Origin of the sequence: Litoreibacter janthinus, assembly GCF_900111945.1 — a bacterium.
GTDB classification, from domain to species: domain Bacteria; phylum Pseudomonadota; class Alphaproteobacteria; order Rhodobacterales; family Rhodobacteraceae; genus Litoreibacter; species Litoreibacter janthinus.
Genome location: NZ_FOYO01000003.1, coordinates 14,168 through 28,720 on the forward strand (window position 1 = coordinate 14,168; position 14,553 = coordinate 28,720).

A 14,553-nucleotide genomic window follows, 5' to 3' on the forward strand; every position below is an offset into this window, starting at 1 on the left:
GATGAGTATCGACGACATCCCTGACGAACCGGACACCCCCGAAGGCGCAAACACGCCCGAGGCGGAGGGGAGCGGCGACGCGCCTAAAAAGGCGTCGGCGGGTAAGAAGCGTGCGAAACCGGCCAGCCCTGACAGAACCGAAATTGCGCCGTCCGCGGTGGAGCCGAAGCCAGTGCAGGAAGCCGAAGGCTTTGAGGATGCGGTGCCACCGAAACCGGTTGAGGAAGCCCCAGTCAAAAGCGGCGATGGTGGCGGGACGCCATCCACTGCTGTGCCCGTGGGCACCCGCATTAACAACAACTACGAGATCGAGGAACTCGTCTCTGCCGGGGGCATGGGCGAAGTTTATCGCGGTGTGAACTACCACACGGGCGATCAGGTCGCGATCAAGATCGTGCTACCTGCGTTGGCGCATGACGAGAAGATCATCACTCTGTTCCGCCGCGAAGCCCGCATTCTTGGCAAGCTGTATGACGAGGCCATCGTCCGCTACCTCAACTTCGTTAAGGACGAAGATCTGGGGCGCTTCTGCCTGATCATGGAATTCGTCGATGGCATCCCGCTGTCCGACATGATGGAGCAAACCGGCGCCTTGTCTCTGGACGACGTGAAGTTGCTGATCCGGCGGCTTGCGACGGGCCTGAACCGGGCGCACGAGCTTGAGATCACCCACCGTGACCTGAGCCCGGACAACGTGATCGTCGAGGGCGGCAAGCTCAACCATGCGAAGCTCATTGACTTCGGCATCGCGAAATCGACCAAGATCACCGAAGGCACGTTGCACGGGCAGTTTGCGGGCAAGTTCAACTTCGTCTCGCCCGAGCAGTTGGGCCATTTCGATGGCGTGGTTGACGCGCGCTCCGACATTTACTCCTTGGGGTTGATGGCGGCAGGGGCTGCTTTGGGCAAAGCGTTGCCCATGGGTGCGTCCATCGTGGATGCAGTGCAGTCGCGCGCCGGTATCCCGGACCTGTCCGCGGTCTATCCAGAATTGCAACCGGTGCTTTCCTACATGCTGGAGCCGAACCCCGCAAACCGGCCGAGCACCATGGCCGAGGTCGCGCGGATGGTCGATGATCCGACGTTGGTGCCTGCGCAATACCGTCTTGATGGTGCCGATGTTCCGGCGGTCGACGCGGATCCGGCGATGGGCCGCACCGTCATCAGTCCGATGATTTCCAGCCCGCCGCAGATGCAAACTGGCGTGCCGGCCGGTGTGGCGCCTGTGACCTCGGCGGTGCCCTATTCAGCTGATAGCACAGGCGTGGCCTCGACGGGGGCGGGGCTGAGTCTGCCGCCCGATCCGTCGATGATGGGTCAGCAAACCGGTGCGCCGACGGCCGAGAGCCCGTTCGGGGCCGCGCCAATGACATCGGCGCCCACTCCGCAGTCTGCACCGGAACCGGAAGCAGCCGTTGCGAAAAGCGGCGGTAGCGGCAAACTCATAGGCTTGGGTCTCGCCGCGTTGGTCGTGGGTGGTGTTGGTGTGGCAGCAGTTATGGGCCTTGGTCCATTCGGTGGCGGCGATGACCTGCCTGCGGGTGGAGAGCAAGTTGCGGTGGCGACCCCTGATCCAACGCCGGTGCCGACACCCGACCCCGACCCTACGCCCGACCCTACGCCCGATCCTGTACCTGAACCTGACCCCGATCTCGCGCCGGTGACGCCTGATCCAATTCCCGAACCCGACCCCGTGCCGGATCCAGTACCGACACCCGACCCGCAACCTGATCCGACCCCTATCCCGGTCGCGCCTGATCTGGCGCTCGGTGAAATCGGCACGCAACTGGCTTGGTTGAAAGACTACATCACCGACGATTGCGTATATCAGGCGATCCGCTCCACCGACGGGGACAGCGTTTCGATCGAAGGTTTCGCGACGTCGCCCGCCCCGTTTGAAGTGTTGCTAAAAGACTTCGAGGCGGCCCACGGTGTTGAGCCTGACATCGGCGTGCGCATTGTGCGCGACAGCCAGTGCCCTGTTCTTGATTTCGTCACGCGACTTGGCCGCTCTGGTGCCTCTTCCCCTGTGTTGGAGTTGGACACTGATGTGCTGAAAAGCGGTGACACGCTGAGCGGTAAATTGACTGGCGTGTTAGGGCGTCCAGTCTATCTGTTCCTTGTCTCGGCGAAAGGCGGCGCGTTCAATCTAACGTCGCTGCTGCAGCCAGAGCCGGACGGATCGCAATCCTTCAGGTTCGGCATGAACAGCTCTGGCGAGGACGGCAGCGTGCCACAGATGATCGTAGCCGTGACCACCCGCTCCCGTCTGGTGACGGCCAATGCGGCGCGAAACGGGGCTGATGTTGCGGCGTTGATGCCGATCATCGAGACGGAAATTCAAACCAGCGGGTCCGACGCCGCAGCGTCGGTTCAGTATTTCCGCTTGGACAATTAGCGCACAGAGAAGGCGACAAGCGCCACATCTTCGCCGCCGCCTTGCAACAAAATCTCGACAGCCAAACGCTGGAAAAAGTCTGCCGCGGGCTGGCCGGATATAGTTTGCAAGGTCTTCAAACGCGACCGTGTGGAGAGGGCCATCAGCAATTGCTGGGTTTCGACAGGCGAGCCTTTCAGCGTCATCGGGATGTCAAACCCGGCGTAGCCCGGGCGGAACTTCAGAAAGCTGCCCAGATCTTGCACGACGCCTTCGTCATCAATCAACAGCAGCGACACGAACCCGCCGGAGGTGTTCCCCAGCTTTCCAGACAGTGTTTCCCCGCTCGGGATGTCACGCGTGGCGATATCGAAATACAACTGGAACTCGGGATAACGGGCAGCTTTGGTGACAAAAGGCAGGGCCTGACACTGCGCGTCGCTCACTGGCTTCATCACGGTGCCCGGCAGCGTTCCCGTTTCGACTTCCAAGGCCTGCCGGAAACGGCCGAGATCCGCGCGGCTGTTGGCGAATGTCTCAAACCTGAAGGCCCCGTCCTCGGCCAGAACTGGCAAGGCTGCGAAACAGGGTCCGCCATCAAAGCTGCGTAGAAAATCGAGAACGGTGTCGTAGGTTTCCTTTGCCTCTTCGGTCGTCTGTTCTGGCGCATTGGCCGAAGCAACGCCTGCTTGATCTTCCTCAAGATCGGAGGGGGGCGGGGGAAGTGACGTTGCGAGTTCCGGCAACGGCGCAGGGGGCTGTGGAATGGCGGGCGGCGGTGCCGGTTCAGCCGTGGGGGAGGCTTCTTCGACGCCTGTTATCGTTGGCGCGTCCAACGTCGCGACCTCCACTGCCTCGTCGTTTTGCACGACGTCGACTTGGACACTTTGGATGGCCTGTTGCGGGGCGGCGGGGGCAGGTGCGACGCCCGGCTGAGACAGCACTGGCGCTTGCGTCGCGGCGACCGGAGCGACAGGCGCTGCTGTTGCGACTGGAGAGCTGGTGGCGGGGGCTTGCGAGGTGGCAGTGATTTCCGCTGACGGCGGCGCGGTAGTGGGTGCAGCAAGAGTTTCAACCGTTTCCACGGCAGATGTCGTCGCAACCGCGGCCGATAGAGTTTGCGACACTGCCGGACTTGGTTGCAGGCTTTCGACTGTCAATTGCTCGGGTGCTGCGGGCGCTACGGGTGTCGCCTCCAGCAGCGGCGGCGGCGGGGATTCTGTTCCAGCCACTTGGAGGGCCGTGGCAATGATCTTGGTCTCTGGGCGCACATCGTCGGGGATGGCGATTTGGGCCTGATAGGCGGCAAGGCCGAGGTGCAGCAAACCTAAATGTGCGGCCAGAGCCACCCCCGCCATGGCGAGCCAGAGGAGCGGATTACCATCTTGGCGTTCCCATATTTCGACACCGCTTATGCTCATGAGTCTGGCTTGAATTGGCGCAGCGTGACGAGCTTGATCTCGATGCCCCGCAAATCGGGCCTTTGGATGAGCGAGACCAGAGCCCCAGCTGGCACATCGCGATCTGCGAGTATGTGCAGACGCGGGGTTGTTTCGTTGAGCAACGGCGTCAGGGTCGCCAGCAATGTGTCAGGTGACACGGCATCACCGTTCAGTTGCAACTTATCATCGACATCCATCAACAGCAGCGGGCGGGGCAGGCGGTCCAAAGGAAGGTCTGACGTTTCGGCAAGATCAACCGACAACTCTTCGGTTTCGACCAATGAGCCGGACACGAGGAAAAAGAAGATCAAAAGCAGCACGATGTTCACTGTTGTCAGCGAGAAGTCGAGCGGCAGCTTGCGCGTGGCTTTCGGCAGGGTGTTGCGCTTTTCCGGGGTCATTGTGTGCTGCCCGCCACGACCTGAACGGTTGGAACACGCGCAAGCGTCAGGGCTTCTAACACTGCGGCCATGTCTTGCACTGTGGCGGACCGACCAGTGAGCAGCACGACGCGATCAAGCCCTGCTTCGATCAGCGGATCGACCAGTTGGTGGATTTCGGAGAGAGCGACTTTCTCGCCGGCGGCTCGCAATGTGCCACGATCCACGGACCAGATGGCGACAGTTTCCTTGTCGGTCGCCGCTTGTTCCACTGGCGGGGCTTCGCCCGATGCTGTGATGTTCCCCGCAGCACCGGGCGTCAGCGCCATCAGGGAATAGGGGGCCAGCGACGAGGTGAGCATGAAGAATACCAAAAGCTGGAACATGGCATCCGCCAAAGGAGTGAACGAAAAGCCGTAGCGGCGCGCCCGATTGGATTGGGGCAGGCTGCGGATCATGCTCATGGCAGGGGCCTCAACTGCGGCCCGAGGTGCCGGTGACGCGCCCGTAGATCGCCGCAGACATGAGGGTTTCCATGGAATGACGCTCGGCGTCGATGCGGCCCTCCAGCCAGATGGCAACGAAGTAGAAAACAAGCGCAATGACCAATCCCACGGCGGTGGTGGTCAACGCCGTCCAGATGCCACCAGCAAGAAGGGCAGGATCGACCGCGCCTTGGGCTTGCGACAGATTGCTGAACGCGTCGATCATGCCGATGACGGTGCCAAGAAGGCCAAGCATCGGTGCGGCTTGCACTACCGCTTCCAGTATGCGCATCCGGCGCGACATTGCGGCCAGCTCGATCAGAGCGGTCTGGCGGCCTAGCTCTTCGGCATAAGCTTGATCACCAGGGCGGGCTTGCAGTCCCGAGAACGTCGCCTGAAGCACGCGTAGCAAGGTGGTTTTGCGAGAGGAGGCTTCGCGCAGGGCGCTGTCGGATTTGCCGGATAACCAATTGGACACGGCGTCTTCTGCCTGCTTCCGGCGTCCGACGCCGAGCGACATAAACTGCGCAATTTTGTAAAGCGTGACGGTGGTGGCGACCATTGAAAGGACCGCCAAGGCCGTGAACACTGCAATTGTCACAGGGTTGAGTGAAGAAAGATCGGGGGCGTTCATGCTTAGCGCTCCGCCCCCGACGCATTCGGACCTATTGGCAGGGGGCCTTTTAGGTCAAAAGGTCAGACGCCCAGCTGGATGTCGCTGCGGGAATTTGTGATCAAGCCGGACATGCAGAAATCATGGTCGCCGTCGCTCGACTTACAGGCTGACACGTCGTTGATCAGGATGCGCGAGATTGAGGCACATTTCTTACCTGCCAGATTGAACTGAACGACCTTGGTTTTGCCAACAGGCAAAGCGCCAAACTCCAGAACCAGCGTGCCGGTGACAAGGCTGTTTTCGTCAAACAAGGCAACCTGATACGCGGTTTCCACAAGGGCGATGCCCGTGTTGTTGGTGGCGACATAGGTCAGCTGGCAGCCATCCCCGATATCAGTGGCGGTGTTGAGTTCCAAAGCGAAATTCCCGCTTTGCGCCAAGGCGGGATTGGCCACTGCCAAGATTGCGGCTGTCGCAGCGGTTGCAGTTGCGTTGAAAATGGTTTTGGTCAGCTGTCGCACGCGTGTGATCCCCCAAAGAAATTTCTACCAATGGACTCGTAACGCAGCACGAGACCGTTGTGACTAGAAGGGCGCATAGAGGCCCGCCTGTCAACGGAAGATCGGGGGATGAGCGGGGCAATTGCGCCCCGAAGGTGTTGATTTAGCGATAAACGCCGGTGGACCAAACTTTGCGGATCCGGTCAATACGCTGAGCCGCGCGCGAAGATGCTGCGGCCGTCGGGCGGCGAGGTTGTAACGGCTGAAGAGCTGTTCGCGGTGGAAACTGTTGTTCGAAAATACCGTCTTGGTCGCTGTTAGATGCGCCTTTCGTTTCGGTCTCGCCTTGACCACGGAAGCGGCGCAGTGTGCCTGGGGCCACAATCCCAAGCGGCGCGGCTGCAACAGCGATTTCTCGCGCCTGCGGTTTGCGCTTCACTGATGCCACACTGGTTGAGGGCGTATCATCAACGACGATTGCATCGTCGATATGCGCAAACAGCGGTAAGTCTGGAGACATCCGAGCAGCGTCGTCAGTTTGGATCGTTGTATACTGAAGAAGCGGAGGCTCGGGCTGGGTAAATGCTGCTGGTTTGATCAAAACGGGGGGCGTGACTTCCGATTGCTCGGGAGGAGTCCAAGTTGTGACGCTTGCGGCCACAAACTGGGAATTCGCGATTTTGGATGCGGGGGCAAGCTCGCTTGCGGCGACGGATTGCGCCACTGCAGGGGTTGCGACCTGATCGGTCAAGCGTTGAAAAAGCCCGTAGGACGCACCGGCGGAAACACCGATGATCACCATGCATGCGCCTGTTCCCAGAAGTTTCTTGACCGACATAATAAATTCTCCAAAAAAATCCGGCGTGAACCGTGAAGAGAGTATGACAGAGTTTGCCTTGTTTTTCTAGTGTTTCAAGGGAAACACGAAAATGCAGCTCTCTCTTTAGCTTTGCATCAAAGCGCTTTAGCGTGTGAGCTATGAATCATACTGCTACTTCATTGAGTTACGTGATCTGCCGCGCCGCAGCATTGGCCTTTGCTCTGGTGGGCGGAATGGCGCTCAGTCCCGGTGCCGCGCGGGCTGAATTCGCGGTGTGCAACCAAAGCTTTGACGTGGTGAATGTCGCCATTGGACGCGACGTGGACGGCGATTTCCAGACAGAAGGGTGGTGGACCATCGGGACCAACCAATGCGCGAACGTCATCCGTGAGGAGTTGGAAAGCCGCTATATCTACGTTTATGCGCAGGATGTGTTCGGCAAGCCGATGCTGAACGGGACCACAACCATGTGTATCGAGCCCAAGCGTTTCACGATCCGCGGTATCTCCAGCTGTTGGTCGCGCGGTCATATTCAGGCGCGGTTCATCGAGGTGGATACAGAAAAGACGCAGCGTTGGTCGCTTTTCTTAACGCCTCCGAACTAACTTTCAGGCCAATGCGTTCAAATTGCCTTGATTTTTCAAGTTGTGACTCGCCCGCGGGGGCGATTTCGGGCTAAACTGTCGACACGCTTCGAGTGTAGAAGGGATTTTTGTAAGTTTATGTCGCGTTTATTCGACATGTGCAGACAGGTTTGTGGACGGGGGATCGCCATTTCGGCGTTCGCCGTCGTTATGTTTGTCGGGTCGGCTTCCGCGCAGGATCGACTGGCACTTGTAATCGGCAACTCGACTTACGAAACTATTCCCGCTCTCAAGAACCCGCAAAACGACGCGAATGCGGTGAGTGATACGTTGACCAACCTCGGCTTCGACGTGACCTTGCTGACAGATGCGACCTCGGATCAGTTCTGGCTGAAACTAGAAGACTTTGTGAAGCGGTCTGAAACGGCCGAAACAACGCTCTTCTATTATTCCGGCCACGCCTTCCAGTTGGAAGGGGCCAACTATTTAGTGCCGGTCAATGCACAGCTTAAGTCCAGACAGGCCATTTTTGACGAAACATGGAGCCTTGATGGGATTATCAAACGTCTTCAGGCGCGCAATCGGCAGACGCTGATTTTCCTCGACGCCTGCCGCGATAGCCCGCTGCCGCAAAACATGACGGCAAATGGCGGCGGTCTGGCGCGACTGAACACTGGCATCGGCACATTTGTGGCGTTTGCGACCGAGCCAGGTGCGGTGACGTATGACGGGCAGGGCGATAACAGCCCGTTCACGACGGCGCTGCTGAACCACATCGAGACGCCGTCGATCTCCATTTCCGACATGATGATCCGCGTCCGCAACGAGGTGGAGGAGCGCACCTTCCGCAGGCAGACGCCTTGGGATCAGTCCTCGCTGCGCTCCCAATTCTACTTCCAGCCCGAATACGAAAACGCGCCGACGCTGACTGCTGCTGACTACGAGATGCTGGCGCAGCTAGATCCCAAGGGTCGCGAACGCTTCTTGGCGCTGCTGGCCGAAAGCGGCATTGCCGTAGACGCCCCAGCGGACTTGATCGAAGGAGCGAGCCTGGAGCTTGCCGTTGCGGATGAAAATTCCTTGATTATTGCAGCCCCGATTCCGGCGAGCCTTCCCAAAGAAGTGCCACCGACGACGGTCGAGGTGACCGAAGCCATTCGTCCCGAAGATGTTGCCATTGTTGATGATGTAGGTCTCGTGTTCTCGGTGCCGGATGTGGTGAAGACGACCCAGTCGGCCAAGGCATCAAGCGGTGTTGCTGAGAATGTCGGGCCGGTCGTGATTGAATTGGCCTCGCTTGGGCAAGCCCCAAGCAACACGTTGAACCGCCAGACGATTGATACATTCCTGCCCGGCTCCGCGCCTGCGGCAACGGCCAACGGGTCGATCGAGTTGCAGAACATCGAAGCATCAGGCCCTGATGGCTCGGCCGCGATCGCGGCTGCAAGTGGGGCGCTGTCCGCCTCTGGCGGCGGCGGCCAAGCGGCGGCGTTGGTTCGTGCTGGCACTGCCATTGCAGCCCGCGCGCAGGGCGACATCATACGCGTCGCGGCCCTGACTTCCCCGACGCGCAGCCTGCCACCGTCGATTTTTGAAGCGCCTGCAATTGAGGGCCGTGAAGTTTTGCCAGACAGCGATGAAAGCCGCGCTATTCTGGCCAGCATCGACCCGACCTTGCTTGAAGAGCTGACTAAGCCCTCCGTTCCTGGCGCGGATGAACCGGTTCTGCCAGAGATCGACCCGGAGCAAATGGCGTCCGATGTTCAGACAGAGTTGTCGCGACTTGGTTGTTACCGGATGCGGATCGACGGGGACTGGGGCAATGGCTCTCGTCGTGCTCTGACCAGCTACTTCCTGAACAAGCGGATCGTGCCTGAAAGCCTTGAACCAAGCCTCCCACTGCTGCGTCAGCTGAAGTCTGAGGGTAAAGTGGTTTGCCAAGTTCAGGTGGCACGTGCGAAGCCGACAACTGTGAAGAAGACCACAGTCAAGGCGACCCCGAAAGCGACGACCACTGCTAAGAAGGCTCCGGCCAAGAAGCGCGTTATTCGGAAGATCACCAAGCCAACTGCTGCGGCCTCTTCGGGGACGACAAAGAAACGTATCACAAAGCTGAGCACTGGCGTGTTCCGCTAAAGGCAGGCCTAGGCTCCGCCCATGGAAATCGACCCCCGGTTTAAACAAGCCAAGAAAAAATCCTCGCGACGCAAGTTCCGGCAACAGCACGGTCCCGCGTTGTTGATCGGCGGTGGTGGTGTCGCGGTTCTGGCTCTTGTCGCGTGGATCGCAATGAGTGGGTTCATCACGATTTCCGCTCCGCCGGATGCAGAGGCGTTCACAGACGAAGAACTCACCGAAAATCTGGAAGAGCTTGAAGAAGGGCTGGAAGAGGACATTACCGCCACCTCGACCGCCGACGCGCTGGCATATGCCTCGGCCTTTGTAGATGTGGCGGGCGATCCGATGGTGCTGCGATTTGATGCCAGCCTGACGACCAAGGCGCGCCCCTTACCCAGCCACCCCGACTTGCCCTTGGTGCGCGTCGGCCAGTTTGCAATCGACACCTTGGTGCTGGTGCAGGACGACATGATCACCCGACAGGAAAAGTTGATCACCACGCTGCCTTCCAGTCGCGAGGAATTTGCGTTCTTTCAAGCTCAACGAACACAGTCGCAAACCCCTGGAATAGCCACGCCCGTCAGCTTTGAAGTGCCGGATCTGGACGAGACGACCGCCGATCAGGGAAGCCTTGATGGCGACAGTTGGGGGGATAGCATTGATGGGGAGGATGTCGGGCAAGACACATACACCCAAACCGTGATTGAAAACACCACCAGCCTTACTATCGTCAAACGAGAGGACCAGCGCGCGCTGGCCTATAATGATCTGTTCTTACGGCTCAAGGACAACCGTTCACTGGTGGATATTCTGGGTGATAACGGCTTTGACGCTGATGCCGCAAAATCCTTTCAGGAAAAGGGCACGCCTCTGATCGCAGAGCTGTCAGAGCTTCCGGCGGATTATGTGCTGGCCGTCCGCTCAGTACCGAGCAAGACTGGGGCTAAACCCGTTCAACTTTCGGTTTACACGCGCGACACCTATATCGGCTCCGTCGCTTTGGAAGACGATGGCAGCATTGTACAATCTGCAGATCCTTGGGTGTTGGACGAGTTGTTCTCTTACGCAGAGGATGACGGCAGCACCGATACCGTGTCAGCCCGAAAATACCGGCTTTTGGACGCGTTCTATTCTGCTGCGATCCGCAACGGTGTTCCGACATCGGTTGTTGGTGAAAGTATCGTTTTGCTCAGTCAGGACAATGATCTGGAGGCTTTCGCAACCACTGGTGACCGGATGACACTGCTCTATGCTCGCGAGCCAGGTCCGAATGGTGCAGGGCCGGGTCAGGTGTTGTATGCCGCGATCGAAGGCCCGTCGGGGGACAAGATCTGCTACGTCGCTCAAGTGCCCGGGGAGGGGTTCAAGTGCTTCACCGAGAAGGGCGTCGCTGGGACCGTGGGGAGTGCATCAAACGGGATGGTGACGCCGGTCTCTGGCGTTCTGACTTCCCCGTTCGGGCCACGCTTCCACCCGATCCTGAAGAAGGTGAAGGTTCACCATGGCGTCGATTGGGCGGCCCCGACCGGCACGCCAATTCTGGCGGCGTTTGACGGGCGGGTCAGCTTTGCGGGCAATGGCGGCGGCTATGGCAACGTCATCAAGATCGCCCACGCGGGGGGGCGGGAAACGCGCTATGCCCACATGTCGAAGTTCTCTCCTTTGGGAAAAGTTGGGGCGGTCGTTCGGGCGGGTGACGTGATCGGTTTCGTTGGCACGACCGGCCGGTCCACCGGACCCCATTTGCATTTCGAGCTGCGCGAAAGGGGGGCCAGCATGGATCCGTTCAACGCCCCACCCGCGGGGTCAGCGCCTGTTATGATGGCGTCGGCTTCGAACGCGGTTGAAAGTCTTGTGAACCAGATCATCAAGGTTGAAAGTGCGGGCAACGCGTCGGCCAAGAACTCTCGCTCCTCGGCCACGGGGTTGGGCCAGTTTATCTCCAGCACATGGATCAGGATGATGCGGACCTACCGTCCTGACCTTGCCGCAACGATGAGCCGGGAGGAGCTGTTAAAACTCAGGTTCGACCCGACACTTAGCCGCGAAATGGTCACCAATCTGGCCCGCGAGGGCGAGGCCTACCTGCGCGCGCGCGGCCATGCGATCAGCGCGGGGCGGCTCTATCTCGCCCACTTCCTTGGGGCTGAAGGTGCGCATGTCGCGCTGAGTGCGCCCGACAACGCGCAGATTTTGGATGTGATGGGAGCAGGGGTCGTGAAAGCGAACCCGTTCTTGCAAGGCCGCGACATTGCATGGGTCAAGAACTGGGCCGAACGCAAGATGAACCGGAAGGGTGGCCCCGTCACTATTACGAATGCCGCACCCGCAGTTGCCCGCATTCCGCCGGAAGTTGCGGCATACAAAAAAACGATAGCTGCTGTTCTGGAAATGGCGGGCTGAGGCGCCGCCCGTGACGGGCCGCCGCGATTGGGCCGCCCGTCATTTGTGTTTGCGAAGCCGGATTTACGAGAACTGATACTCGAATGCGCCGTCTTTCAGCGTGACTTCCACAGCTTTGATTTCCTCACCGGCTACCATTTTGGAGAGAACTTCGCGCGACAGGTCGGGCAGGATCGAGTTGGTGATAATATTGTCGACCATCCGGCCACCGGAATCGGGGTCGCGGCATTGATCGACGATATGCGCGATGACGTCGTCGGCATAGGTCATGGTCGCGTTGTGGTTGGTCTTCATCCGTTTCACGATAGAGCCGAGCTTCAGCTTGGTGATGCCGGTCAGCACCTCGCCCGACAGTGGGAAATACGGAATGTTGACGATCCGGCCCAAAAGCGCGGGCGGGAAGACGGATTGCAACGCAGGCTTCATCGCTTCTTCTAATGCGCCGAGATCGGGGTTGGACTGACCGCTATCGGCCACATCCATGATTGCGTCGGTGCCGACATTCGAAGTCAACAGAATCAAGGTGTTTTTGAAGTCGATAGATCGGCCTGTGCCATCTTCCATAATGCCCTTGTCGAACACTTGGAAGAACAGCTCGTGCACATCAGAGTGGGCCTTCTCAACCTCGTCCAGCAGCACCACCGAATAGGGTTTGCGGCGCACGGCCTCGGTCAGGCGACCGCCTTCGCCATAGCCCACATAACCCGGAGGCGCCCCTTTCAGCAGCGATACGGAATGCGCTTCTTGGAACTCCGACATGTTAATGGTGATGATATTTTGCTCACCGCCATAAAGGCTTTCGGCCAGCGCCAAAGCGGTCTCGGTTTTACCGACACCGGATGGACCACAGAGCATGAATACCCCGATCGGCTTGTTCGGGTTGGCCAGTTTGGCGCGGCTGGTTTCGATCCGTTTGGCGATCATTTGCAGCCCGTGGTCCTGACCGATAACGCGTTCTTTCAGGCGGTCGGCGAGCGTCAGGATCGCCTGCAATTCGTCGGTGACCATGCGGCCCGCCGGAATTCCGGTCCAGTCGGAGATAACACTCGCCACGGCCTGCTCGTCAACATGCGCGTAAACCATGCGGTCATCGGGATCGCCAGCTTCCAACTCGCTGATCTTTTCGTGTAAAGCAAGGCGCACGGCCTCTGGATCCTCTGCCGCGGTAGGGATCGGCTCGTCCTCTTCCTCGGGCGGATCAGCGCGGTCGGCAGATGGGATATCCTCGCCTTCTTGCGGCTCTTCATCACCGATCTTGGGTGCATCTTCTGGGGTCAGAATCTCTTCGCCCTCGGGTTTCAGATTCTGGCGAAGCTCCAGAATTTCATCCACCAAAACCTTTTCTTTGGCGTATTTCTCTTCGAGTACCACCAGTTCTTCTTCGGCTTTCGATTTTTCCAGCTTTGCTTCTGCGATGCGATCTTCGTTCTCTTCGCCCAAATCGCGCTGTGCAGTCTTCGCGGCAATCTCGGACACCAAAGCGGCAATACCTTCTTTCAGGTCCGCGATGCGCGCAGGCGTAGAGGCTTGGCTAATCGCCACACGCGCGCAAGCGGTATCGAGCAACGACACAGCTTTGTCCGGAAGTTGGCGGGACGGGATGTATCGGTGCGACAGGGACACGGCAGCGACAATCGCCTCGTCCGAAATTCGAACGCCGTGGTGGGCTTCCATCGGCCCCATAATGCCACGCATCATGTAGCAGCATTGCTCGACGCCGGGTTCTTCCACATTCACCGGTTGGAAGCGGCGGGTCAGGGCAGGGTCTTTTTCGAAGTGGGTGCGGTATTCAGCAAAAGTGGTCGCACCAATAGTCCGAAGCGTGCCACGCGCAAGAGCCGGTTTCAGCAGGTTCGCCGCATCACCTGTACCAGCCGCGCCACCTGCACCAATCAGGGTGTGGGCTTCGTCGATGAACAGAATGATCGGGGTCGGGGAGGCTTGCACTTGGTCGATGACTGACCGCAAGCGTTGCTCAAACTCACCCTTCATGGAAGCGCCCGCCTGCATCAAGCCGATATCCAGCGAATGCAGTTTGGTACCGCGCAGCTTTGGCGGAACATCGCCCGACGCGAGACGTTGCGCGAAGCCTTCGACGACAGCTGTTTTGCCGACGCCCGCTTCGCCTGTCAGGATCGGGTTATTCTGACGCCGACGCAGCAGCACGTCGATGATCTGGCGGATTTCTTCGTCGCGACCAACGATCGGGTCCATCTTGCCCGATGCGGCATCTGCGGTCATGTCGATGGAAAAGCGATCCAGCGCGGTTGTGCCGCCGCCGCCAGCTTGGCCAGCCGCGCCGCCTTGGGGTGCAACAAGGCCCGAGCCATCCATCGGGCGCATGTCTTCTTCGTCGGATTCGGCCCACGCCGAGCGCGCTTCGGACACCAAGGATTCAACATTGAGCTTCTGGAACACTGGCGAGCATTGGAAGAGTGCGCGCTTCAAGTCGTTTGACTTCAGGCAAGCCACAAGCGCGTGGCCGGTGCGAATTTGCGTCTCCGAGAACAGCAGCGTCGCGTAGTGCCAGCCACGATCCAAAAGATCAGTAACCTGATCGGAGATTGACGGCATCTCGGTCGCGTTCTTGCGCATCCCATCGATGATTGCGCCTAGATCCTTGAGCACCTGTCCGCGGTCCAACTTGAAGTGGTTCAGCGTTTTGGAGATGTCGGAGTTCTTGTTGGACACCACATGGAACAGCCAATGGGCCAGTTCTACATGTCGGTTGCCCTCGCCTTTGGCATGGCGCAGCGATTGAACGAACGCGTCGTAGCCAACCCGGTTGAGTTTACCGGCTACGGTTTCCATTGAAATGTCACTCATAC

11 protein-coding genes are annotated in these 14,553 nt (G+C 59.2%); 4 read left to right on the forward strand and 7 right to left on the reverse strand.

Translation table 11 applies throughout. The features are described from left to right. Position 1 precedes the first annotated feature (1 nt). The gene (locus tag BM352_RS18390; protein ID WP_090220622.1) at positions 2–2,398 is read left to right on the forward strand and encodes a protein kinase domain-containing protein; all 2,397 of its coding nucleotides are present in this window, start codon (positions 2–4) and stop codon (positions 2,396–2,398) included. Here the strand turns inward: BM352_RS18390 and BM352_RS18395 are convergent. The 6 genes from BM352_RS18395 to BM352_RS18420 form a co-directional block, all read right to left on the reverse strand. Next, entirely contained in the window at positions 2,395–3,798 is a 1,404-nt protein-coding gene (locus tag BM352_RS18395; protein WP_090220624.1) for a superantigen-like protein SSL4, read from the reverse strand. The genes BM352_RS18390 and BM352_RS18395 overlap by 4 nt on opposite strands. Then, complete coding sequence (locus BM352_RS18400; RefSeq protein ID WP_090220627.1) at positions 3,795–4,220, reverse strand: ExbD/TolR family protein; 426 nt, start codon at positions 4,218–4,220, stop codon at positions 3,795–3,797. The genes BM352_RS18395 and BM352_RS18400 overlap by 4 nt, the downstream gene beginning before the upstream one ends. Continuing rightward, the gene (locus tag BM352_RS18405; protein WP_090220630.1) at positions 4,217–4,663 is read right to left on the reverse strand and encodes an ExbD/TolR family protein; all 447 of its coding nucleotides are present in this window, start codon (positions 4,661–4,663) and stop codon (positions 4,217–4,219) included. Before BM352_RS18405 ends, BM352_RS18400 begins: the two co-directional genes overlap by 4 nt. Positions 4,664–4,673: 10 nt before the next feature. Next, the gene (locus tag BM352_RS18410) at positions 4,674–5,318 is read right to left on the reverse strand and encodes a MotA/TolQ/ExbB proton channel family protein (RefSeq protein ID WP_090220632.1); all 645 of its coding nucleotides are present in this window, start codon (positions 5,316–5,318) and stop codon (positions 4,674–4,676) included. Between the two features lie 62 nt (positions 5,319–5,380). Next, complete coding sequence (locus BM352_RS18415; protein WP_245781050.1) at positions 5,381–5,821, reverse strand: hypothetical protein; 441 nt, start codon at positions 5,819–5,821, stop codon at positions 5,381–5,383. 142 nt (positions 5,822–5,963) lie between these two features. Then, complete coding sequence (locus BM352_RS18420; protein WP_090220634.1) at positions 5,964–6,638, reverse strand: hypothetical protein; 675 nt, start codon at positions 6,636–6,638, stop codon at positions 5,964–5,966. Between the two features lie 140 nt (positions 6,639–6,778). Here BM352_RS18420 and BM352_RS18425 point away from each other — a divergent pair, with 140 nt between their 5' ends. The 3 genes from BM352_RS18425 to BM352_RS18435 all read left to right on the forward strand — a co-directional run bounded on the left by BM352_RS18425 (position 6,779) and on the right by BM352_RS18435 (position 11,725). After that, a complete protein-coding gene (locus tag BM352_RS18425) occupies positions 6,779–7,225 on the forward strand; it encodes a DUF1036 domain-containing protein (protein WP_175500740.1) in 447 nt (148 codons plus the stop codon). Positions 7,226–7,342: 117 nt separating this feature from the next. Continuing rightward, the gene (locus tag BM352_RS18430; RefSeq protein ID WP_090220637.1) at positions 7,343–9,340 is read left to right on the forward strand and encodes a caspase family protein; all 1,998 of its coding nucleotides are present in this window, start codon (positions 7,343–7,345) and stop codon (positions 9,338–9,340) included. A 21-nt stretch (positions 9,341–9,361) separates the two neighbouring features. Beyond that, positions 9,362–11,725, forward strand: a complete 2,364-nt coding sequence (locus BM352_RS18435; RefSeq protein ID WP_090220639.1) for a peptidoglycan DD-metalloendopeptidase family protein — start codon at positions 9,362–9,364, stop codon at positions 11,723–11,725. A gap of 63 nt (positions 11,726–11,788) precedes the next feature. Here BM352_RS18435 and tssH read toward each other — a convergent pair whose 3' ends face one another. After that, a complete protein-coding gene (tssH, locus tag BM352_RS18440) occupies positions 11,789–14,551 on the reverse strand; it encodes a type VI secretion system ATPase TssH (protein ID WP_090220642.1) in 2,763 nt (920 codons plus the stop codon). Positions 14,552–14,553: the final 2 nt, after the last annotated feature.